The organism is Tardiphaga robiniae, from assembly GCF_001618955.1.
Lineage (GTDB): Bacteria > Pseudomonadota > Alphaproteobacteria > Rhizobiales > Xanthobacteraceae > Tardiphaga > Tardiphaga robiniae_A.
The window spans coordinates 21,795-43,806 of sequence record NZ_LVYV01000008.1; the positions used below are offsets into that span (position 1 = coordinate 21,795).

At 61.3% G+C, this 22,012-nt stretch carries 24 protein-coding genes and 2 tRNA genes; 15 read left to right on the top strand and 11 right to left on the bottom strand.

The features are described from left to right. Positions 1–185: 185 nt before the first annotated feature. On the top strand, positions 186–1,124 hold the full coding sequence (locus A4A58_RS11210; protein WP_068731939.1) for a hypothetical protein: 939 nt from the start codon (positions 186–188) through the stop codon (positions 1,122–1,124). Positions 1,125–1,135: 11 nt separating this feature from the next. On the opposite strand, the gene A4A58_RS11215 is transcribed toward A4A58_RS11210, so the two are convergent. Next, a complete protein-coding gene (locus A4A58_RS11215) occupies positions 1,136–1,600 on the bottom strand; it encodes an iron-sulfur cluster assembly scaffold protein (protein ID WP_068731940.1) in 465 nt (154 codons plus the stop codon). A 263-nt stretch (positions 1,601–1,863) separates the two neighbouring features. On the opposite strand from A4A58_RS11215, the gene folE reads away from it, so the two are divergent. Both folE and hisI read left to right on the top strand, forming a co-directional pair. Beyond that, on the top strand, positions 1,864–2,586 hold the full coding sequence (folE, locus tag A4A58_RS11220; RefSeq protein WP_068731942.1) for a GTP cyclohydrolase I FolE: 723 nt from the start codon (positions 1,864–1,866) through the stop codon (positions 2,584–2,586). A gap of 87 nt (positions 2,587–2,673) precedes the next feature. Continuing rightward, complete coding sequence (gene hisI, locus A4A58_RS11225; RefSeq protein WP_068731944.1) at positions 2,674–3,114, top strand: phosphoribosyl-AMP cyclohydrolase; 441 nt, start codon at positions 2,674–2,676, stop codon at positions 3,112–3,114. 18 nt (positions 3,115–3,132) lie between these two features. On the opposite strand, the gene A4A58_RS11230 is transcribed toward hisI, so the two are convergent. Next, positions 3,133–3,819, bottom strand: coding sequence for a hypothetical protein (locus A4A58_RS11230; protein WP_068732102.1), 687 nt, complete (start codon positions 3,817–3,819; stop codon positions 3,133–3,135). 228 nt (positions 3,820–4,047) lie between these two features. On the opposite strand from A4A58_RS11230, the gene A4A58_RS11235 reads away from it, so the two are divergent. Then, on the top strand, positions 4,048–5,037 hold the full coding sequence (locus A4A58_RS11235; protein ID WP_068731946.1) for a transglycosylase SLT domain-containing protein: 990 nt from the start codon (positions 4,048–4,050) through the stop codon (positions 5,035–5,037). Between the two features lie 300 nt (positions 5,038–5,337). Then, a complete protein-coding gene (locus A4A58_RS11240) occupies positions 5,338–6,510 on the top strand; it encodes a DUF2336 domain-containing protein (protein ID WP_068731948.1) in 1,173 nt (390 codons plus the stop codon). 148 nt (positions 6,511–6,658) lie between these two features. Here the strand turns inward: A4A58_RS11240 and A4A58_RS11245 are convergent, their stop codons facing one another. From A4A58_RS11245 to A4A58_RS31470, 3 genes are all read right to left on the bottom strand, one after another. Beyond that, a complete protein-coding gene (locus A4A58_RS11245; protein ID WP_068731949.1) occupies positions 6,659–7,240 on the bottom strand; it encodes an Hpt domain-containing protein in 582 nt (193 codons plus the stop codon). 22 nt (positions 7,241–7,262) lie between these two features. Beyond that, positions 7,263–7,808 (bottom strand): response regulator, encoded by a 546-nt coding sequence (locus A4A58_RS11250; RefSeq protein ID WP_068731951.1) that lies wholly within the window; start codon positions 7,806–7,808, stop codon positions 7,263–7,265. Between the two features lie 298 nt (positions 7,809–8,106). Further along, positions 8,107–8,469, bottom strand: coding sequence for a hypothetical protein (locus A4A58_RS31470; protein ID WP_244499736.1), 363 nt, complete (start codon positions 8,467–8,469; stop codon positions 8,107–8,109). Between the two features lie 54 nt (positions 8,470–8,523). On the opposite strand from A4A58_RS31470, the gene A4A58_RS11255 reads away from it, so the two are divergent. Together A4A58_RS11255 and A4A58_RS11260 are read left to right on the top strand one after the other, a co-directional pair. Continuing rightward, positions 8,524–11,412, top strand: coding sequence for a type ISP restriction/modification enzyme (locus A4A58_RS11255; protein ID WP_244499737.1), 2,889 nt, complete (start codon positions 8,524–8,526; stop codon positions 11,410–11,412). A gap of 93 nt (positions 11,413–11,505) precedes the next feature. After that, positions 11,506–11,790 carry a hypothetical protein gene (locus A4A58_RS11260; RefSeq protein WP_139069835.1) on the top strand — a complete coding sequence of 95 codons (285 nt, stop codon included), beginning with the start codon at positions 11,506–11,508 and terminating at the stop codon, positions 11,788–11,790. Between the two features lie 28 nt (positions 11,791–11,818). Here the strand turns inward: A4A58_RS11260 and A4A58_RS11265 are convergent, their stop codons facing one another. Together A4A58_RS11265 and A4A58_RS11270 are read right to left on the bottom strand one after the other, a co-directional pair. Further along, a complete protein-coding gene (locus tag A4A58_RS11265) occupies positions 11,819–12,598 on the bottom strand; it encodes an NAD kinase (protein WP_068731955.1) in 780 nt (259 codons plus the stop codon). A gap of 192 nt (positions 12,599–12,790) precedes the next feature. Then, positions 12,791–13,351 carry a tetratricopeptide repeat protein gene (locus A4A58_RS11270; RefSeq protein ID WP_068731957.1) on the bottom strand — a complete coding sequence of 187 codons (561 nt, stop codon included), beginning with the start codon at positions 13,349–13,351 and terminating at the stop codon, positions 12,791–12,793. Between the two features lie 293 nt (positions 13,352–13,644). Between A4A58_RS11270 and A4A58_RS11275 the strand changes: the two genes are divergently transcribed. The 4 genes from A4A58_RS11275 to A4A58_RS11290 all read left to right on the top strand — a co-directional run bounded on the left by A4A58_RS11275 (position 13,645) and on the right by A4A58_RS11290 (position 17,086). Beyond that, on the top strand, positions 13,645–13,932 hold the full coding sequence (locus tag A4A58_RS11275; RefSeq protein ID WP_081421834.1) for a His-rich protein BRANT: 288 nt from the start codon (positions 13,645–13,647) through the stop codon (positions 13,930–13,932). Positions 13,933–14,153: 221 nt separating this feature from the next. Further along, on the top strand, positions 14,154–14,585 hold the full coding sequence (locus A4A58_RS11280) for a hypothetical protein (RefSeq protein WP_244499738.1): 432 nt from the start codon (positions 14,154–14,156) through the stop codon (positions 14,583–14,585). A gap of 311 nt (positions 14,586–14,896) precedes the next feature. Further along, entirely contained in the window at positions 14,897–15,616 is a 720-nt protein-coding gene (locus A4A58_RS11285) for an outer membrane protein (RefSeq protein WP_068731961.1), read from the top strand. Between the two features lie 1,395 nt (positions 15,617–17,011). After that, a tRNA-Thr gene (locus tag A4A58_RS11290) sits at positions 17,012–17,086 on the top strand. A gap of 61 nt (positions 17,087–17,147) precedes the next feature. Here the strand turns inward: A4A58_RS11290 and A4A58_RS11295 are convergent. After that, positions 17,148–17,459 carry a hypothetical protein gene (locus A4A58_RS11295; RefSeq protein ID WP_068731962.1) on the bottom strand — a complete coding sequence of 104 codons (312 nt, stop codon included), beginning with the start codon at positions 17,457–17,459 and terminating at the stop codon, positions 17,148–17,150. A gap of 468 nt (positions 17,460–17,927) precedes the next feature. Here A4A58_RS11295 and A4A58_RS30265 point away from each other — a divergent pair, with 468 nt between their 5' ends. Continuing rightward, positions 17,928–18,149, top strand: a complete 222-nt coding sequence (locus A4A58_RS30265; protein WP_139069836.1) for a hypothetical protein — start codon at positions 17,928–17,930, stop codon at positions 18,147–18,149. A gap of 230 nt (positions 18,150–18,379) precedes the next feature. Here the strand turns inward: A4A58_RS30265 and A4A58_RS11305 are convergent, their stop codons facing one another. Continuing rightward, positions 18,380–18,643 (bottom strand): hypothetical protein, encoded by a 264-nt coding sequence (locus A4A58_RS11305; RefSeq protein WP_068731967.1) that lies wholly within the window; start codon positions 18,641–18,643, stop codon positions 18,380–18,382. Between the two features lie 287 nt (positions 18,644–18,930). Between A4A58_RS11305 and A4A58_RS11310 the strand changes: the two genes are divergently transcribed. Both A4A58_RS11310 and A4A58_RS11315 read left to right on the top strand, forming a co-directional pair. Next, the gene (locus A4A58_RS11310; RefSeq protein ID WP_068732104.1) at positions 18,931–19,356 is read left to right on the top strand and encodes a hypothetical protein; all 426 of its coding nucleotides are present in this window, start codon (positions 18,931–18,933) and stop codon (positions 19,354–19,356) included. Between the two features lie 50 nt (positions 19,357–19,406). Then, a complete protein-coding gene (locus A4A58_RS11315; protein ID WP_068731969.1) occupies positions 19,407–20,069 on the top strand; it encodes a hypothetical protein in 663 nt (220 codons plus the stop codon). Positions 20,070–20,132: 63 nt separating this feature from the next. Here A4A58_RS11315 and rlmB read toward each other — a convergent pair whose 3' ends face one another. After that, entirely contained in the window at positions 20,133–20,999 is an 867-nt protein-coding gene (gene rlmB, locus A4A58_RS11320; protein WP_068731972.1) for a 23S rRNA (guanosine(2251)-2'-O)-methyltransferase RlmB, read from the bottom strand. A gap of 237 nt (positions 21,000–21,236) precedes the next feature. Here rlmB and A4A58_RS11325 point away from each other — a divergent pair. Beyond that, positions 21,237–21,322: transfer RNA gene (locus A4A58_RS11325), tRNA-Tyr, on the top strand. A gap of 52 nt (positions 21,323–21,374) precedes the next feature. On the opposite strand, the gene A4A58_RS11330 is transcribed toward A4A58_RS11325, so the two are convergent. Next, positions 21,375–21,638 carry a PepSY domain-containing protein gene (locus tag A4A58_RS11330; RefSeq protein ID WP_068731974.1) on the bottom strand — a complete coding sequence of 88 codons (264 nt, stop codon included), beginning with the start codon at positions 21,636–21,638 and terminating at the stop codon, positions 21,375–21,377. Positions 21,639–22,012: the final 374 nt, after the last annotated feature.

The window sequence follows — 22,012 nt, forward strand, 5'->3', positions numbered from 1 at the left end:
CCATCTACTTATGCATTGGAGACACACCTGCCAATTTATCGCATGCAGTGCAGCAAAAGTAACTGGACGCTGCGGTGAAGCCCGTTAGGTTTTCACTTAACGCCCGTGTGACAGAATCATGAGCGTTGTTTGGGGGCCGTTGCCATTGCTCATGAGAGTGCGGGGAAGGAACCGACTTGGGACGTATGAGGTCGCTTCGATCAGGTAGTTCGGCGCTGTTTCGCGCCGCGGCCTTTTGCATCGTTCTTCCCGGACTTGCGACCGGCCTGCTGGCTTCGGTCGCGACCTCTGCCCAGGCTGCAGCGGTTCTCGAAGAACGCAAACTCCCGATGCGCTTCACCTGGGTCGCCTGCGAGCCGAATTGCCGTGGCTGGATCGGTGCGGTGGGGATCGTCACCGGCGACACCGTCAGGGATTTCGACGAGTTTTCCAAAGGCCGCGATTTGACAGACGCGACAGTGGTGCTGGATTCCAGCGGTGGCTCGGTCAATGACGCCATCACCATGGGCCGGCGCTGGCGCAAGCTTGGTCTGCGCACCACAGTCGGTATCACGGTCGACCTGCAATCATCCTCGGGTGTCATGAAGCCGGCGGTCGTGCCGCAGGCCTATTGCGAATCCATGTGCGTGTTCCTGCTGCTGGCGGGCAAGACCCGCTATGTGGCCGAAGAATCCCTTGTGCGCGTCCATCAGATCTGGATGGGCGACCGCGCCGACGACCCGAAGGCTGCGAGCTATACGGCAAACGATCTGATGATCGTCGAGCGGGATATCGGCCGTCTCGCCAAATACACCTTCGACATGGGAGGCACTGGCGATCTCTTGTCATTGTCGCTCAGCGTGCCGCCGTGGGACGATCTGCATCGGCTTACGGAAGCCGAATTGAAGCTGACCAATCTGGTCACTAGCCATAGTGTCGATGATGTGTTGCCCGAGCCTCGCGAGCAGGAGGCGCCGGTCGCATCAGTGGTGCCGAAGTCGGTACAGGATCGTTTCGTGAGCGGGCCGGAGAATGAAAAGACCCCGGTCGCTTCGGCGCCGGTCGTGTCTTCGACGAAGTCGACCAAGACGGCCGAGGCCTCGGTGCCGACTGGCGGCGTCGTATCGGCACCGTCAGGGAAATAGCCGCGCTGGCGTTACGCTGGCGTCGGCTGGCTAGCTCCGGTGTTTGACTTGGCTTCAATCTGCCCGATGGCGTCCACGACTGCATCGAATGTGAGAAGCGTCGAGGCGTGGCGCGCCTTGTAGTCGCGCACCGGTTCGAGCAGGGCGATATCTGCCCACTTTCCGTCTGATGGCGGTGCGCCGTTTTCCTTCAGCATCTTGCGCACGGTCTCGCGCAGCGCACGCAATTCTTCGGCAGTCGATCCGACCACGTGGCTCGCCATGATCGACGACGAGGCCTGGCCAAGGGCGCAGGCCTTCACGTCATGGGCGAAGTCGGTGACCACATCGGCATCCATCACGAGGTCGATCTTGACGGTCGATCCGCAGAGCTTGGAGTGGGCGGTGGCTGACGCATCGGGGGCAGGGAGGCGGCCCAGCCGGGGAATGTTACCGGCGAGCTCGATGATGCGCTTGTTATAGATGTCGTTCAGCATCTGATTCGGACCTTAACTGTGCCCTCAAGCGCCCGGATCATGCCCTTGGCGCTCGTGGAACTGGACCCTATATAGGGTGAACGCCTGGCCAAGAGAATGCCGGGCATTCCCCAGATCGCCGGAATTTGAGAATTCAGTTCGGCGCGCTTGGTGTTATTGTCGCTCGACGAATTTATTGACGGACTCAGGCGTCCGGCGGCCCGGCCGCCCCGTCTGCCCGGTGACACTCCGGCCTCCCGTGGGGCCGGTCGAACGGAGTAAAGATGGACGCAGTGATCAAGCCGCTTCGCGGCAAATCCCCGGATGGCAAATCTTCTGAAATCAGATCTGCCGACAACAAAGTGCAGGAATTTCGGCCGGCGGAACTAGACCCCGCCGAGTTTCTGGCTGCTGCGGTAAATCCCGACCAGTTGCGGCCCTCGCGCGCCGAGGCAGAGCAGGCCGTGCAGACGTTGCTCGCCTATATCGGCGAGAATCCGCAGCGCGAAGGCCTCATGGACACCCCGCGGCGCGTGGTCGAAGCCTATGACGAGTTGTTCCAGGGCTATCATCAGTGCCCGGCCGAGGTTCTGAACCGGACCTTCGGCGAGACCGCCGGCTATGACGATTTCGTGCTGATCCGCGACATGGCCTTCGTCTCCCATTGCGAGCATCACATGATGCCGTTCTACGGCAAGGCGCATATTGCCTATACGCCGGTGGAGCGCGTCGTGGGTCTCTCCAAGCTGGCGCGTCTCGTGGATATATTCGGCCATCGGCTGCAGACCCAGGAGCATCTGACCGCGCAGCTTGCTGCTGCGGTCGATGAAGTGCTGAAGCCGCGCGGCGTTGCTGTCATGGTTGAAGCCGAGCACACCTGCATGTCGGCCCGGGGCATCCGCAAGGAAGGCTCGCGCACTTTCACGACCCGTTTCACCGGCAATTTCCGCGACAATCCTGCCGAGCAGGCGCGGTTCATGTCGATGATCCAGTCCATGTCTCGTTAAACGCACATAGCGTTTCGATTTGCTGCTAGAGTATCGGGCGCATCATGCGCCCGATTTTCGTTTGACGACCACAGCGAGAGATTTTCCGTGTCCAACACATCGCACGCGCACAGCCATGATCTCGAAGAAGGCCTTGCGCTCACGCCGAAATTCGACGCCGCCGGTCTCGTCACCGTCGTGACCACCGACGTGGCGAATGGCGACGTGTTGATGGTGGCGCACATGAATGAAGAGGCGCTGCGCAACACCATCGAAACCGGCGATGCCTGGTATTATAGCCGTTCGCGCAAGGCGCTATGGCGCAAGGGCGAGAGCTCGGGCAAGACCCAGCGCGTGGTCGAGATGCGGATGGATTGCGATCAGGATGCGATCTGGATCAAGGTCGAGCAGGTCGGCGGAGCTGCCTGCCACACTGGCCGTCGCTCGTGCTTCTACCGCGCGATCACCAAGGGCGAGGCTGGCGCAGCGAAGGTGTCGTTCATCGATGCTGACAAAGTGTTCGATCCGGCGTCGGTCTACAAGAGCTGAACCGACTCCGGGCTCGATTCATGCCAGCCGGCTGGCGAAATCCTGCCGGGATTTGGCGGCGCTGATGCCGGTCGGATCGGCGATCATGTCCATGTAATCGACGGCCGCCGACCTGAGCTTGCCGTCCTTCATGGTCATGACACCGGACAGGGTCTGGATGTTCATCGAACGGATATTGTAGTTCTTCCAGGCTTCCGCCTGTTTCGCTTCGCTATTGGTCGATTTTTTCTGCTCGTTGTAGAGATCGAGCGAAGCTTGCGCCGCTTTCAGCGCATTCAGGCCCGACACTTCCTTCATCTCCTTGGCGAGCGCAGGATCGTCGCTGAACATTTTCTCGATCTTGGCCTTCCAGGGGCCTTCGGCAGTCACGTTGCCGAATTTGTCGACCTTCATATGCGTCGCATATTCCGGCGGGATGTTCATTTTTTCGAATGCTTTCGAAAGGCGGTCGGCCAGGGCGTCGGTGCGCTTCATCAGCATTTCGTCGAACGTATCGGTCAGGGTCTCGGTCGCGGCCTGATCGGCTTTGGCCTTTTCGACGATCGCCTTGGCGCGGTCTGACAGCGATACGAATGCAGCAGGGGCTATCGGCGCAGATGCAGCCTTGTCGGGTGAGATGGACGGCTTGGCGGGTGCAACGGAGGCGGGGGCCGCTTTGTCCCACGGTTGGGTCGACGTCGAATTCGCGTTTGCGACCGCAACCATCGTGAGCTCCATTCCCGCTGCCGACGGGAGCGAATCTCCGTCAGACACATACAGAAACACCCTCGCGTTAATGCTCTGTGAAATATTCAACCAGGGATGGAGCCATAGGGCGCACCGCGCCATCTTAGCATTGCGTTAACCATGAATGTCCCACTGTGTCCGCGGCTTCCGCACGGCTGGCAGGGCACGATTCCCGGTAGTCATTTCGCGGCAGCGGGGCACCACACTATGGCGGTCGACGCGACCAACCTCGCATCAGCACTCTCGGCAACGCGCAGTCAGGTGACTGGCGCGATCAAGAATGCTGCCGGCACTACGGGCACGAGCTTCGAATATCTGCTCGCCACCGCCAAGATGGAATCCAATTTCAATCCCTCGGCCACGGCTTCGACATCATCGGCCAAGGGACTGTTCCAGTTCATCGAGCAGACCTGGCTCGGCACCGTGAAGGAAGCCGGCACGCAGCTCGGCTACGGCAAATACGCCGACGCTATCACCAAGTCGCCGTCGGGAAGTTATTCGGTGAGCGATCCCGCGGCAAAGGCCGAGATCCTGAAGTTGCGTGACGATCCGGTTGCGAGCTCGGCGATGGCCGGCGTGCTGACGCAATCCAATGGTTTCAAGCTCACGGGCGAGATCGGTCGCAGGCCGAACGACTCCGAGCTTTACATGGCGCACTTCATGGGCGTCAGCGGAGCTTCGAAGCTGATTAACAATGCGGCAAGCAATCCGAACGCATCGGGTGCTGCGCTGTTTCCGAATGCCGCCGCAGCCAACCGTTCGATCTTCTACGATCAGAGCGGCAGCGCGCGCAGCGTGTCGCAGGTCTATTCGGTATTGTCGTCGCGCTATGACAGTGCTGCGAATTCCACGGCGACGCGGACGGCAATGGCATCCGCGGGCGTTGTGACGGCGCAGGCGGTCTCGCCACTGACGCCTTCCAGCAATGCCACATTCCTGTCGCGCTTCCCGGATCTGAGCACGGCGCAGGTCGCAAGCTTTGCATCCGATCAGTCATCGACGGCCGTGCAGGAACAGCCGATTTTCCGATCGCTGTTCCAGGGCGGCGATCGTACGCAACCTGTGTCGCCGGCCGTGCAGGAATTGTGGGGCAACCGCACGTCACTGACATCCACGTCGCTGCCGAAGGCGCCTGAAGTCGGCGTGCCCAAGCCGCTCGATCTGTTCAGCGATCGCGCCGGGACTTTCAGTAGTTAAGTAGTGCGCTGACGTAGTTCGGACGAAGCGTGGTGCAGTCCGAATTTGATCCCGCAGGCCTGAACTACACTTTCAAATACACTACTATCTTCCGACGACCATATGTCGGATTGCGCTGCGTTTTATCCGCGTGCAGATTTCCGGGGCAGGCGGCACATTTCCCCGCATGTCCGATCCCTTAACAAAACCTCAATAAATCCATAAGCTTATGGTGAACCGTTTGTTAAGCGGCATGGTTTATTTTCTCTGACAGTGGCATCGCGTTACGGTGTTGATCTGGTTGCGTAGGCTGGCAGAACCATGATTGTTCGGCAGTTCATTAGTTGGGTACGGACCGCTCCGGCCGGCGAGCGGGCAGAGGCAACGCGCTCTTTGGCGCGGGCCTGGATTTTTTCGGACCTTTCGGACGATGATCGCGCTGCCGCCGAAGGCGCGCTACTGATGCTGCTCGATGATGCATCGCCGCTGGTGCGCCAGGCCATGGCGCAGGTTTTCGCCCGCGCGCCGTCGGCGCCCCCGGCCATCGTGCAGGCGCTGTCGGTGGATCAGCCCTGCGTGTCGCTTCCGGTGCTCGAACATTCGCCGCTGCTGATCGATGCCGATCTGGTCGACATTGTCGCCACCGGCAACAGCGAGCTGCAATGCGCCGTCGCGCGCCGCATCAATCTTCCGATCTCGATCTGCGCCGCCGTTGCCGAAGTCGGCTCGGCCGCTGCGGCGCTCGAACTGATTGAAAATCCGTATGCCGAACTGGCGCAATTCTCCTGGGACCGTATCGTCGAGCGTCACGGCCATCTCGCCGCCATCCGCGAAGCGATGCTGGCCCTCGACAACCTGCCAGCCACGACGCGCCTCGCGCTGGTGGCCAAGCTCTCCGAAACGCTGACCCGCTTCGTCGTTGCGCGGAACTGGCTGTCGCCGGATCGTGCCGAGCGCATTGCCGACGAGGCGATGGCGCGCTCCACGGTCAACATTGCCTCGCGTTCGCGCGGCGATGAGATGCGTGATCTCGTGCATCACCTGCGCGAAGCCGGGCAATTGACCGTCGGCCTGATCCTCCGTGCCCTGCTGTCGGGCAATCTCGACCTGTTCGACCAGGCGCTGGTGGAGCTGTCCGGCCTGCCGCAGAGCCGCGTGGCCGCGCTGGTCTATGACGGCGTCGGTACCGGGCTCAATGCACTGCTGATCCGCGCAGGCCTGCCGGAGTCGACATTCCCTGCCTTCCGCGCCGCGCTGGCTGCGCGCAATGAAATCGGTTTCATCGGCTCCGTCGGCGGCGCCGTGCGGCTGCGTCGTCGCATGGTTGAGCGCGTGCTGACGGTTTGCGAAACCGACGAGGCGGCGTCCGAGCCGCTGTTGATCCTGCTGCGGCGTTTCGCAACGGAGTCGGCTCGCGAGGAAGCGCGGCTGTTCTGCGACGAGTTGGCTGAGCAGGCGAATGCGCGTGACGAGTATCAGCTGATCGCGGCGTAAGCATCGAATATCTCAGTCGTCATGCCCGGCCTTGAGCCGGGCATCCATCGTTCGACATCAGCGCATTTCAATAGATGGACGGCCGGGTCAAGCCCGGCCATGACGTGGAGAGTGTTTCGATCGCATCAAACGAAATTGCGGAGCGACGCTATTCCTTCGGCGCGATGCTTGGCGCCGAGATCATCTCGAGATGGTCCGGCCGATCGCGATTGACGACCGTCAGATAATCATCCGCGACGGCACGCAGGCGGGCGCTGAGTTCGTTGGCCACGCCGGCCTTCTCGATGGTGTTGTGCTCGCGCACGATCGCCTGGATCGCATCGATGTGATGCTGGATCAGATCCGGCGGCACTGCGTCGAGATCGGGGGCGTGTTCGAGAATCCGGCACAGGCTTTCGGCGGCCGCACCGGCGGCGGGAAAGCCGAAGGTCGAGGCGTCGCCCTTGATGTCGTGCGCCGCACGAAACAGCTCGCCGCGGGTTTGCGTGTCGAAACCTTTTTTCAGGGTAACGGTATGCGCCGCAGAGAGGCGATCGCATTCGCTGCGCATCCAGGTCTTGAACTCGCCGGAGAGATTGGCCAAGGCCTGTTCGGCGCGCGCCACGGGATCGTCGAGCTCGCGATCGATGACGCGGCGGATCGCGTGCTTCAGCGTGTTCGGCGGCGTGATGACGTGGTGATCGGCGAAAGCCTGTACCTTCGGCTGCGCCGGCGCTTTGTTCTTGGCCATGGTCGTTTCTCCGAACATTGCGCTAGCCAGTGACACGGGCTTTATCCAGCAGCGACGGCTGCTGCAGAACCTCGGCCTCACCGCCATTGCGGCGTTCCGGTCCGATATAGGCGACGGTGGTGTTGCGGCGGCGGTCGGGCCCGAAATAGTTCTTCGTCTTGATGAAGGGGCGGGGATGCGCGACCACGCTCATGATACGCAGATAGAGGCCCTTGGCCGAGATCGGCTTGGCCAGAAATTCGGTGACGCCGGCGTCGCGCGCCATGGTGATGCGGCGCTTTTCGGAGTGGCCGGTCAGCATGATGATCGGCGCGTAGGGGTTGCCCTTGGAATCCGGCTGTCGGATCATCTGCGCCAGTTCCAGCCCGTCGAAAATCGGCATCGCCCAGTCGGCGATCACGATGTCCGGCACGTAGTGGCTGTACATTTCCAGCGCCGTGGCGCCGTCTTCCGCTTCATAGACTTCGCGGGCGCCGAACGAATGCAGCAGCGTGCGCAGGATGCGCCGCATGTGCGGATTATCGTCGCAAACCAGAAAACGCAGCTTGTTGAAGTCGATACGGAACATGATGCGGCTCGAACCGGGCAGGGGCGGTTACCCGATGTTAACCATACCGCGCTGCGTCTTAACGAATGGTTGAGGCGGGCCGGTGGGCGAAGCGAAGCTTCTCAGGGTAGGTGGGGCTACGTCCAGCGGCAGGCGCACCTGCACGTTCATACAGCGAGCGTTGTCGGGATAGGCGCGGAGAGGTTGTTCCGGCAACGCATTTCAAGTAGCCATAGACTCACAATACGGGGCGTTGGGGAATAAATTGGCGGGGAAATCGATCGAGAGCGCCGTTGCGGATTTCGGCGTGAGCGTCAAATCAAAGTTGTCCAACCCCGCGATCATCGGCGCTCCGGAAGATCAACTTCGTGCACCGCTTGAATCGCTGTTGCACGCGCTGGCTGAACTCGGCGGGCTGCCGGCCAAGACCGTCAATTTCGTCGGCGAGACGACGCTGGCCCATCTCAAGACCCGGCCCGACTACGCGGTCACGGTCGGCAATGCACTCGTCGGCTTCATCGAGGTCAAGGCGCCCGGCAAGGGCGCCGATCCGCGCAAGTTCTCCGACCCGCACGACAAGGAGCAGTGGGACAAGCTGAAGTCGCTGCCCAATCTGCTCTACACCGACGGCAACGCCTTCAGCCTGTGGCGCGACGGCAAGATCGAAGGTGCGGTGGTTCATCTCGGCGGCAATGTCGAGACCGCGGGCACCAAGCTGGCCGCACCCGCGACGCTGGTGCCGCTGATCAGTGACTTCCTGCGCTGGACGCCGATCGCTCCGAAGACCGCGAAAGCGCTCGCCGCCGTCAGCGCCCGGCTGTGTCGGCTGTTGCGGGACGAAGTCATCGAGCAAATGACGCTCGGCAATCCCGGCCTTACCGCGCTTGCGACCGACTGGCGCAAGCTGTTGTTCCCGCAGGCCGACGATGCGCAATTCGCCGATGGTTACGCACAGGCGGTGACGTTCGGCCTGCTGGTGGCGCGCGCCAAGGACATCTCCTTGTCCGGTGGCATCGACAAGGCGGCGCAGGAACTGCGCAAGTCCAATTCGCTGATCGGCACCGCGCTGCGGCTGCTCACCGACGACGCCACCAATCAAGAGGCGCTGAAGACCTCGATTGGCACGCTGACCCGCGTGCTCGACGAGGTCAACTGGCATGTCATCAGCAAGGACAAGCCCGAGGCATGGCTCTATTTCTACGAAGATTTCCTCGAGGTCTATGACAACACGCTGCGCAAGCGAACCGGCTCCTACTACACGCCGCCTGAGGTCGTAGCTGCGATGGTACGCCTCGCCGACGAGGCGCTGCGCGGATCGCTGTTCGAGCGCCCCAAGGGCTTTGCGTCAAATGATGTGACGGTCGCCGATCCCGCGGTCGGCACCGGCACGTTCCTGCTCGGCGTGCTGCGCCACATCGCAGAGACAGTCGCGGACGATGAGGGCGAGGGTGCGGTGCGCGGCGCGATCGAAGCGGCGGCGAAGCGATTGTTCGGGTTCGAACTGCAATTCGGCCCGTTCGCCGTGGCGCAGCTTCGCCTCATCGCCGAGATGCAGGCGTTGATCGCGACGAAGAAGAATCCGCTGCCGGCGATTCCAGAATTGAATCTGTTCATCACCGATACGCTCGGCAATCCGTTCATCGAAGAAGAGTCGCTTGGGCAGGTTTATGAGCCGATCGCGAAGTCGCGCCGTGATGCGAACATCGTAAAGAAGAGCAAGCCAATCACAGTCGTGATCGGCAATCCGCCATACAAGGAAAAAGCAGAAGGGCGTGGGGGCTGGGTTGAGGCGGGCGCAGGTGGGAAACTGGTTGCCCCCCTCGACCGTTGGCGACCGCCTCCTGTGTGGGGCGTCGGAGCGCACACCAAGCACCTGAAGAACCTCTACGTTTATTTCTGGCGGTGGGCGACATGGAAGGTGTTTGGCACCGGCAACTATGCGGCGACTGGCTTCCCGGACAAGGACCAGGAAGGAATCGTCTGCTTCATCACGGTGGCTGGCTTTCTCAACGGACCCGGTTTCGAGAAGATGCGGGACGATCTGCGGCGCACCTGTTCCGCCATCTGGATTATCGACTGTTCCCCGGAGGGTCATCAACCCGAAGTCGCGACCCGGGTTTTTCAGGGGGTGCAACAACCGGTCTGCATCGTGCTAGCGGCGCGCAAGTTGGAAAAGGACAGCGAAGCACCGGCGCGCGTGCGTTTTCTCGCATTGCCGGAGGGGCGGAGGGAAACGAAGTTCGCTGCATTGGGAAATGTCAGTCTCGCCAACAAGGACTGGTTAGATTGTTCGCCTGATTGGCGAGCACCGTTCCTACCAGATGCGACGGGATTGTGGGCTACGCTTCCTGCTCTCGCCGATTTGTTCAACTATGACGGTTCAGGTGTGATGCCAGGCCGCACATGGATCATCGCGCCGGATGTAGAGACGTTGAATGACCGATGGTCGCACCTCGTCGTAGAGAAGGATCTGACCAGAAAGGAGTTGCATCCGCATGAGGGCGGCGACAAAACCGTTTCGAAAGGCTCAACGAAGGGATTAGCTGGTCACGAAAATCGCTCGGATGCTGTGAAGAATGATAACGCGCCTTCTGTTTCTCCAACTCGATATGGCGTTCGATCATTTGATCGTCAGTGGATTATTCCCGACGGACGGTTAATCAATCGGCCAAATCCGACACTCTGGAATGCGTACTCGCTTAAGCAAGTCTATTTGACGGCACCGGAGGATCGGTCACCGTCGAATGGGCCAGCTTTGACGTTCACGGATCTCATTCCCGACCTTCATCACTACAATGGTCGCGGTGGGCGCGTGCATCCGCTCTGGAGTGATCGAGCTGCCACCCAGCCCAACGTCAATCCTGCGCTTCTTGCGCATTTGGCGAAGATCTTCGGGCAAGCGGTCAAAGCCGAAGACGTGCTGGCCTATATTGCTGCCCTGATGGCGCATCCTGCGTTCACGACGCGATTTGCGCCTGATCTGGTTCGGCCAGGCCTGCGCGTGCCGTTCACCGCCGATGCATCGCTTTTCGCCGAGGCTGTTGCGCTCGGCAGCGAAGTGATCTGGCTGCATTGCTACGGCGAGCGTTTCGCTGATCCAAAAGCCGGGCGGCCGAAATCTCCGCCGCGTCTGCCGAAAGGAAGCTCCCCGACTATTCCGGAGGACGGCACGATTCCGTCGGCGCCAGAACCGCTGCCCGACACGATGGACTACGATCCCGCGACGCAGCGACTTAGTATCGGCAAGGGCTTTGTCGATAACGTCACGCCGCAGATGTGGGTCTATGAAGTCTCGGGCAAGCAGGTGCTGTGGCAGTGGTTCAGCTATCGCCGCCGAGATCGCACCCGGCCGATCATCGGCGATCGTCGCCCGCCGTCGCCGCTCGATAGCATCCAGCCTGAGGGCTGGCTCGCCGAATACACCACCGACTTGCTTGATCTGTTGAACGTGCTCGGTCGTCTTATCGCACTGGAGCCCAAGCAGGCCGATCTGTTGGAGCGCATCTGCTCCAGCAAGCTCATCACCGCCGACGAGTTCCGCGAAGCCGGCGCGTTCAAGGGGCCGGACGACGACGCGGGACATTCCATCGGCAAAGGCAAGAGCAAAAAAGCCTCATCGGCATGACCTTGTGCAACGGGGACAAGTCCGACGAAGCCCTCGCATCGGCCAACTTCTTCGCTCAGGATGCGCGCGATTCGTAAGATGAGCGACCCTACCATGACGTCCAGACAAGGTGACCTTTTCGGTCCCGATCCGCAATCCGATCTGTTCGACGAGGATGCGCCGACGCCGGTGTATCGTGCCGATCCCGACGAGGTGCGCGCGGAGTTGCTCCAGATTCTCGCCGAGGCGCGCGCTGCACGGACGCTGCCGTGGGAGCCATCCAAGGTTGCGTTCTATCGCACCGTGTTTCCGCAGATGGCAAACTGGCTGCCGGACGACGAGGCCAATCAGCTGCGGTTCGATTTTGCGACCGAACTCGCCAGGCTGGACGCCGCCTGAGACGGCGTCTGCGCAATCGCCGCCGACCTCAATACCCGAACTGTTCGCTCAGGATGCGTTCTTCCAGGCTGTGGCCGGGGTCGAACATCATGCGCATCGAGATCGACCTGTCGGAGATGATTTCGACCCGCCGGACGTCGCGGGCTTCCTCGTTGTCGGCGACGGCGGCCACCGGGCGCTTTTCGCCTTCCAGCACCTCGATTGCGACGATCGCCGTATTGGGAAGCAGCGCACCGCGCCAGCGCCGCGGGCGGAACGCGCTGATCGGCGTCAGCGCCAGCAGCGCGGCATTGATCGGCAGGATCGGTCCCTGCGCCGACAGGTTATAGGCCGTGGAGCCGGCCGGCGTAGCCACGAGGATGCCATCGGCGGCAAGTTCGGCCATCCGTTCGCGTTCATCGATGAGGATGCGCAGGCGCGCCAGTTGATGCGTCTGGCGAAACAGCGAGACCTCGTTGATGGCGTGATGGATGTGCACGCCGCCATGGACATCCGTGGCGCGCATCAGCAGCGGATTGATCAACGTCTCGCGCGCCGCGGCGAGGCGCGCATGCAGATCAAGCGTTGAGAACTCGTTCATCAGGAAACCGACGGTGCCGCGATGCATGCCGTAGATCGGTTTGCCAGTGCGCATGAAGTCATGCAGCGTCTTCAGCATCAATCCGTCGCCGCCGAGGGCTACGATGATATCGGCAGTGGCCGGATCTGCATTGCCATAGAGCTGCGTCAGCTGGTCGAGCGCTGCTTGCGCTTCCGCACTGGTGCTGGCCACGAAGGCGATCCGGTCATAGCGCTTGGACGTGGTCATCGGGAAATTGCGGGCCTTCGGCTCGATGCATGTCGGGCGAGGTCTGTATCGGCCTTCCCAGGGGTTGTCGAGGCAACACTAAGGGCAGTTTTCGCCGATATGTCGAGGGCAGGGAAGCTGGATGGTTACCGCGCCATGCAGAAGCCGGCACAATCCGAAGGACTGCGCCGGCTGACTGATCCGCGAACGGGATCAGTAGGTGGGACCGGAGCCGGGCGCCTTGTCCAGCGCAGCAGCGAGCGATTTATATTCGGCGGAGTCCTTGCCGCTCAGCATCGCGATCTTGTTGAGATGATACTGCGCCTGATCGCGGTTGCCCTGTTCGACTTGCCATAATCCGTAATACTGCCAGGTGCGGACATGGGCGGGGTCGGCCTTCAGCGCGCGCTCGTACCAGATCTGCGAGACCTTGTAGTCGCCGAGCTTGCGATAGGAGTAGCCGATCAGGTTGGCGACATCGGCGCGGTCGTCCTGTCCAAGCGCCTTGAGCTGCGCGATGGCGGCCGTGTAGTCCTGCTTGTCATAGACCGTGGCATAGGCCGCGCGATAGTTGGCGAGGAACGCGGTATTCTCGCTGTTCGGATTCCTGGTCTCGGTTTTCTTCTTCTTGTCCTTGGTGCCCTTGGTGTCGGACGCCGGCGGTGCGGAAGGCGTATCGCCGCCCGCGGCATAGGCGGGGGTCAACGAGGGCGTGGCGGCAACGGCCACGGAAAACATTGCCAGTGTCGTCAGCCTGATCGCGAGGTGGGTCATGCAGCGCTCCTGTTTGCAACAGTAATAATCTGACACGGAAGTCTCAGGTTGTGAACACCGGACGTGGGTGTTCATTCCCGCTTGTGCCGACATGGGGAGCAGACGTGGGGCGGCAGACTTGGGGCAGGACGCCTGACCCAGCCGATCATGACGAGGATGTCACCGAGATGAACGAAGTCTGTCCGGCGCCGTCAGAGTGGGTTCAGCGCGGTGTCGCTAGCCTGACTGCATTGATCGACAAGCCCGGCCAACCGACCGGTCAACTTCGTGATCGAGACCGACAGGAGACGACCATGTTGAAGATGTTTTCCGCTGCTGTGATTGCCGCATCCATCCTCGCGGCGCCAGCGATGGCGGCCGGGCCGGGCCGCACCGTGACGACGCACAAGGTGGTGACGACCGAGCATCACGTGCAGCCGGGTGCGCTGAATGCCAATGCGAAGATGATCCATCGTCATCACGACTATCGGCATCACCAGCGCCATGTGCGCCCGCATTTCCACTTCCACAAGAAGCTGGGCGTGAGCCACACGCACAAGCACACCGCGATCCAGACCACAGTCGTGCACAAGCGCGGCTGAGGGGGCTCCGCGGTCGCGGCCTCATATTGCCCAGCCGCGATCGCGGAGTTTCAACGGCCGGCCTGCTGCACCTATCCCTTGGGATGCATAACATCCCTGAGGTGCAGCAGGCCGGTTCGTCTGTGCTGGTCCGTCACCGAGATGCGAATTCCAATTCCGGAGCGAACCGTCTAGGACAGGCATGACGGGGACACGCCTGCGTAATTGAGACGGCACGACGGATGAGACGACATTTGGGGATATCGGCGAAACGGGCAGCAGCGGTGCTGTTGCCGCTGTGGCTCGCAGCATGCGGAGGCGGCGCCGGTGGCGGCATCAGCTTCACGGATGATCAGGGCGTTGCCGCGCAGCCATTTCCGACCAATTATCGCGTCGATCTGCTGGCGTTCTTTAAGACCTATCTGAACAATCCCGTCGGTGTCCGCGACGCCATGATGGCTGAACCGGTGCAACGCACCGTTGGCGGTCGCCTGCGCTATGTCAGTTGCGTGCGCTACACGGCGAAGGATTTTGACGGCCGCTACACAGCGCCGCAGGAGCGGGCGGTATCCTATGTCGACAAGCGCCTCGATCGCATTGTCGAGAATGTCACTGAGGCCTGCGCCGGCGCCACCTACGCGCCGTTCCCCGAAATGGAAAAGATGACGCGGTAGCGCGTTGTTGGTCTGAGCTCTTCAAATCTGCTGTCGGTGCTCGATGCAGGCGTTGTCGCCCTCAACTGACCGCAACGTCGCCACAAGATTGCCGCAGCCCGACGTGGGTATCTGGACACTGAACAACGCGATCAAGTTCGCGTGAGCGCTGAACCAAAAGCCATTTTGCGTCGTCTGAAAATGAATAAATCCAAAAGTGTTGCTGCTTTGTCGCAGTCGGCAAACATCGATGTGGCAACGCCTGCCGTGAAGCAACCAAACTGCCGCCACGTTGTTTTTCGATGGTCATTACGCAACACAGGGGAACAACCATGAAGAAGCTTTTGCTCAGCGCGTCGGCCATCGTTGCCGTGGCCGCGATCTCGTCTTCAGCCTTCGCTGCCGACCTTCCGGCGCGGACCTATACCAAGGCCCCGGCCTATACGGCGCCGGCTCTGGTCTACAACTGGACCGGTTTCTACATCGGCGGCCATCTCGGCGGCGCCTTCGGTGACGGCAACAGCCTCGTCGGCGATAGTGGCCGGTTCATGGGCGGTGTGCAGGGCGGCTTCGACTATCAGTTCGCCACCAACTGGGTAGTCGGTGTCGAAGCCCAGTACAGCTGGCTGGCGAGCAGCAATACCAGCCTCGTCTTCCCGAACGGCACGACCATCACGGGCGGCGGTAACGATCAGCTCGGTTCGGTCACAGGTCGTCTCGGTTACACTTGGGGTCCGGCACTGCTCTACGCCAAGGGCGGTTACGCCTGGAAGGATAACAACAACCTGACCATCGCCGCCGTGGCTCCCGCGGTTGCTGTCATCGATGGCAACAAGAAGGACGGCTACACGGTCGGTGGCGGTCTCGAATACATGTTCTCGCCGAACTGGTCGGGCAAGGTCGAGTATCAGTACTACAACTTCGGCAACACCACGGTCACCTCGACGGCCATTCCCGGCGGCTCGACGAGCTTTAACAACGACGAGCACACCATCAAGGCCGGCCTGAACTATCGCTTCGGCTGGGGTGGACCGGTGGTCGCCAAGTACTGAGCAAGTACGAAACCGATTCAATCTTTGACGGAAAGGCCGGCATCCCGCCGGCCTTTCTTGTTTGCGGGGCGTTGTCTTGCTTCTCCCTCCCTCAAGCGTGGCGTAGCCGCGCGCAGTGGGGAGGGTGGATCGACCGCGGAGCGGTCGAGACGGGTGGGGTGGTGCCGCGAAAGCCGCTCTCACGCGGGGAAACACCCCACCCCGGCCTATCGGCCGACCCTCCCCACTGCGCGGCTGCGCCGCTTGAGGGAGGGATGCCTCCGGCGCCTGTGCGTCGTTGCCGATTTGAATTTCAAACAGCCGCTGCTCTGAACACAAGCATTCGCGATCTCGCGGCGCCAATGGCGTCCGAGCTATGAGCATTCCCACCCTCCCTTGAGAGGGCGTGCGGAACGCCAGGTGCCCGTTGCACCCTTGGGCCTGATGCGAATGCGGTCTTCCGCATGGGGTAATGCATCAGGACTTTCGGAGGCGCCGAGCAAGTGCCCAGCGTTCCGCATGCGGTGTTTTTCGGTTGCTTGCACTTTGCCTCAGCGAACGATCCGATCACCGAATTAAAGTCCCAAGGCGATGGGAAGGGAGCCTCAAGCGAGTAGGCCGAACGCGTTTCGATTTGGTCGTCCGTCACACTGTCCAGGGATCTTTCCATCTCAAGGTCGGCCGTGTCCTTGCCAGTGGCAGTGCTGGCGCAGATCCGTCCTGCCCGAAGACAGACGTCACCCATGAACCGCGTGACGCCGCATCTCCGGCGTCCACCGCATCCTGCCCCGCGAACGTGACGATCGCGCTCGCCCCTCTCGGTGGGGCAGGACGGAAGGGAATATAAACCTGAAAGGGATACTGTCAACTGGAGATAGGAAAAAATGTTTTGCGTGGTTGTGCCGTCCGGAGCTGTCATTCCGGGGCGTGGCCGGCACTTGCCGGACGCGAACCGGAATCTCGACATGTTCAGCGCAAAACACTCCGAGATTCCGGGCTCGCGCTCTCAGCTTCGCTGAGACCGCGCCCCGGAATGACGAGCGCGGGGCAGTAGACAGTCTAGCTCTCCGCTGCCCGGCAGACCCAGGAATCGAAAGTAAACGAGTCCTGAATCCGCCGGAAAATAAGGTGCGAGACTCCCTTGCCAGAATCGCTTGATGGTTATCGGGCGATGAGAATGATCGACAATATCCGCAGCGACGGGGTGCAGGTGGCACTCACGGTCGCCCTGATGGCCGCCTGTGCGGTCAATCTGCTGCTGCTTTACGCGTGGCTGTAAGCGCATGCGCCGGTTTGGCGCGTGCGGGAGTAGCCCTTGCCGGACAACTCTGATATCTGACTGCGCGACGCGGGCAGGCGACTGATCCGGACGTCCCATTTCGATCCTGGGAAATCAACTAACCCATTGATTTTGTTGCCGGTTTAGCTCAGCGGTAGAGCAGCGGTTTTGTAAACCGAAGGTCGGGAGTTCAATCCTCTCAACCGGCACCACCATTTCAATAACTTGGCCAAAACGGTCTTTTCGCACTGGCTCGCCATTGGTGGGTTCAACCTATGAACGTTGTTCCAAGGTAGCCCGGACTTTTGCGATGACCTCCCGATAATCGGCCTCCCGCTTGTCCTGCATTTCCTGCTGCCGTGCCTTGAATGATGCCACGCGATTCCGGATGTCTTCCCGGAGATCAGTCAGCTTCATCGGCTGCGCAGGTTCCGGGACGATCTGCTTCGGATTTTCAGCAGCTTTCATCTCGGCGTCTACCGCAACGGTCAATTTCGCGGCCAGCTCGGGCTGGTTGCCCGAGACCTCTTTTACAAATGCCAATGTCTCCGCGATTAAACGATCGCGCTCTTCAACCCAACTCATGGCGTCATCATTTAGATTGAGCGACGTTAGTGCAAGCGCGTCAGCGGGTTAAGCCTAACGGGGCACAGTGCAGAATCTGGCTCCGTCGTTGTGTCCGCGCCAATGCGTCTCCAAGCGGCCTGCTGACGCCTTTGGGCGGCTGGCTGTGGGAGGTTCGCCGAAGGCGAACGGGCGTCAAATAAACAGACAGGCTGCGAACGAGGCCGTCAGGCCGAAGAGTAGGGCGCCTGCGCAGAGGGCGCGCTCCAAAACCTCGCGTGCGTGATGTCGCTCGAAGCACTGCCGGCTGAAATACTGGTGAGTGAAGTGGTCTTCCATCTCCGCCTCCCTGAACGGGGATAGAGAATCCTTCATGTGATTCGCCGTCAAGCGGAGTGTGTGTTACGGTGTTAAATAAGCCCCGCGGCGAATTGAACCATTTTGCCGTTCGCGCGACCTAAGCGCTTCTCAATGAGTAAGGGGGATCGCATGACCTTTCGCGAATCCATCACCCGGCTTTTCGGCAGCACCTCAACGCCCGAATCTGAAGAGCGCGCCAGGCGACTGAACGCGTCCATGGATGAGTTTGTGCGGCTACTGCATACCAATGGCTACGACAGCAAAAGCCCCACCACCCTTAGAGAGGTGGCAGGACTTTCGGAACGTCCATCCTGCGCTCAGGACGCTCAGTCTTCCAACCAAACCCAGTGAAAGTCGTTCCTAGGTCACTGCCGGCGGTACCGCGATCGGCTTGCCCGTGTCCTCTTCGGTGCTGCACGGCTGAATAGTGTAGCCGTCCTCCAGCACCGTCTTGCCGTCCACAACGTCAACGAGTCCGGCTTCGTCGGCATGTTGCCAGACGTCTTCCTCGGTCGGGAATTCCCCGCTGAGCTTCTGGTCGTCTTCGCGGAGCCAGACCGCATCACCCCGCAGAGCCTTAATCAGAAGCAGGGATACGCCCGGCCGTCCTGGCCGCGATAGGCCGCGGCCGATTGCTTGCAGCGGGCGGCGAGGGAACCGTCGTAATAGGCGAAGGTGCCCGGCTGCAGACCCGGACCGTAATTGTGCCCGAACTGGATCCGGTAGGGCTGGCCGGGTGCGGCAAAGACGAAGGTTTCGGCGCCGTGATGATGCTTCCAGTGCCGCGCGAAAGCAGGGGTCGCGACCAGCGTCGACAGGATGATGGCTGCACTGAGGAACTTCATCGGGGCTCTCCGGACATGACGATTGCAGATGTCTGCGACAACGGCTGAAGGGATCAGATCACGTTGCGACGGCGATGCGCAAGATGTGCGCGGCGCGCGTGCGGCGGCGTTCAACCGCGATCAGATCGCAATGCGGGCCCGTTGCGTTAACGAATCCACGCTGCAGTCCAGCGCATTTGAACTTCGCCTGATGCTTGCGCGTTAGGCTTACCGGCAGTTTAGACCGCGCCCTTAACCCATCCTGCCAGGCGTTCGAATATCGTACCGCCGAGATGCAGGACATGGCCATGCGAATCCTTTCAGCAGTGCTTTTCGTGATTGCGACCACGCTTCCGGCCGCAGCCGCCGATGGTTTCAACATCGTCGTGCCCGGTCGTCCCGGCGTGCCGATCATCATCAACGGCGTCGATGCGTCCTATCGCGTGATCGAAGGCGACTGGGGCTTGCAGCGCGGCATTCATATTCAACCGACAGTCTATGGCGGTCGTTACGTCGATCCGGTGCCGAATGTCGGCCACTACTATCCGAGCCTCGGCCACAAGCCCGGCTACGGGCGTCTGGAGATCGAGCCGCCGGCCAATCGCAAATTGCCGCAGCCGGCCGAGAGTTTCCACGAAAGCTGGTCGGCGAGATCTGCGCCGATGGAGCGGCAAAATGAAGTGCCGTTCAATCCACCCGAAGTCATCGTCGCACCGCCGGAGTTCCGGCGCTGACCGATCAATCACCAACACCAAAAAAAGACACCCGACAGGAGAGAGTATTCATGCGTAACGTGATTTCAAAATGGGTTGCGGCATTTGCCGTTATCACCGCCACTGCCGGCGCTGCGCCTGCGATGGCTTGTGGAGGCGGCCTGTTCACCTCAGGCGGCTGCTCGCCTTGCGGTCAGGCCTATGTCAGCCCTTGCGGCCAGAGCTATGGCGCTGGTTACGGTTACGCCGGTGTTGCCGCCTATGAGCGGCTGCCCGATCCGACGCCGGTGACGCGTCAGTACTATTACGCCAACCAGGGCCCGACCTTCAGCGGCCCGGGCATGTTCGCTCCGGTCCCGACCTATCAGGAGACTGCGATTGGCTGGCGCGGCTATGGCCAAGGTTACGGTCAGGGTTACGGCTCCGGCTATCGTCGCGGTTATCACGGTGGCCCCTATGCCAATCCGGTGAACTACTCCTATGGCCCGGCCTATCGTTCGCCCGCGATCTACAGCTATCCGCAGCGTTCGCAGTACCGCGCGCGTCCGAGCTATCGCTACGGCTACAGCATGCAGCCGCGCACGCGTTACGGCTATGCGCAGCGCAGCTACGCGTCGCGCACCGGCTATCATCAGGCGCGTCGCTACGGCGCGCCGAAGGTGATGTATGCGCCGCGCGCCGCAGCCCCGCAGCGTGGTTATCATCAGCCGCAGCAGCATCGCCGCCCGTACTGATCTGATCGAACGACGAACGCCCGCTCGCAGCAATGCGGGCGGGCGTTTTCGTTTGGATAGAGGCTAGCCCATCAGGCCGAGCTTGCTGGCGCCGACATAGAGCGCAAGCACGGCAGCGTTCGACACGTTGAGGCTCTTGATCTCGCCGGGCATATCGAGCCGCGCGACAACGCTGCAGGTCTCGCGCGTGAGCCGCCGCAACCCGCTGCCCTCGGCGCCGAGCACCAATGCCAGCGGCTGCTGCAGCGGGATCGCGCTGATGTTCTCAGCTCCTTCGCTGTCGAGGCCGACGGTCATGAACCCGAGGTCGTTCAATTCGTTCAGCGCCCGCGCCAGATTGGGCACCGTGATCATCGGCACCAGTTCCAGTGCGCCGGACGCGGATTTCGCGAGAACGCCGGTGGCCTCCGGGCTGTGCCGCGCCGTGGTGATGATCGCTTTGACCGCAAAGGCCGCGGCGGAACGCAGGATGGCGCCGACATTGTGCGGATCGGTGATCTGGTCGAGCACCAGCACGATGCCGTCCTGGGGCAGGCTGTCCAGATCCGGCGATTCCAGCGGCTCGACCTCGGCCAACAGACCCTGATGGACGGCGTCAGGCCCCAGCCGGCGGTCGATCTCGTCCGGACGGACCATGATCGGCGCCACGCGGGTGTCGATCTTCTCCTCGGCGAGGCGCCGGGCGGCGTTCTCGGTCAGAATCAGCTTGAGGATTTTCCGCTGTGGATTGGCCAGCGCCATGATGACGGTATGCCAGCCATAGAGGATGGCCGGGCCGTCGCCGCCGCCGGATTCCCGGCCCCGCCGGGGCTGGCGCCGTCCGTGATCTCGGCCCTGATCGCGGGGGTTATCGCGGCCTTGGCCACTCTGACCGTCGCGCCCCTTGTCAGGGCCGCGCTGGAATCGCTGTTTTCGCTCTCGATCGCTCATGCAGGGCTTGTCTCACGGGGCCGGAATAATGGCAATTTGGAGCCTCCGAATGAGGTTCGGAGAGGGCGGATATTCCGGTCCTGGTCGGTTGACTTTGCCCCATGGCTTCCGTCATAAACGCGCCAACCGGGAGCCCGTTTACGGGCGCGCGTTTTAACGTCATCCATGGCCGTCCAGCCACTGATTTGGTGGGACTGCCGTGTTGGGCCAAGGTCTTTGGGTCTGATGGCGTCAGGCGGGGGAGTGTCCCGAGTGGCAAAGGGAGCTGACTGTAAATCAGCCGTCTTATGACTTCGAAGGTTCGAGTCCTTCTTCCCCCACCATTTTCAAATCGCTGACGAATTGGCCCTGCGGGGCGGCGGGTTGCCGCGAAGGTCAGTCATCCAGTTTCTCGGAGACAATCACGCCAGTCTTCGGATCTGCGTGAAAGTCCATCTTCTGACCGTTCTTGATGCCTTCACCTTCCCAGTGGCCATCGTCGGCTTCAAGCTTGGTAACCTGTGAGTAGCCGGACTGGAGCACCTTCGCCTTTACTTGCTCCATCGGCATCCAGTCCGGTCCAGGCTGGTCGGCTTGCGCCATGGTCAATGTACCGATCAGCAACGATCCACATAGAGTAGCTGCAGCTAGTCTTTTCATTGCAACCTCCCTGTTTGTAGTTAAATCGAAAAACCAGCAGATCGTTCCTGCGGCACAAGAAGACCTTCGGTCAGCTTCACCGCTCTCCAGGCCACCAGACAGACGGTGGGTTTGAGCGGAGATTTTAACCTGCCGCAGCGCTACAGGCGCTCGTATTTTTCGTGATGGCAAAAATGCGAGGTCGGCACATTTTCGTTCCGAGCTGGATTATTTTTCTCAATGCTGATGAGGAAAGTCTGTTCGCCAATCGATCCGCCTGCAGCGCCGTTAATTGTTGCCCTGACACATACGGACCAGCCTCGAGCGGCCGGGCGCGGCGTTGAGTAGCTGATATTGGAAGCTCCTGCGGAGGGCAGAAAAAATTCTCCTAGCCT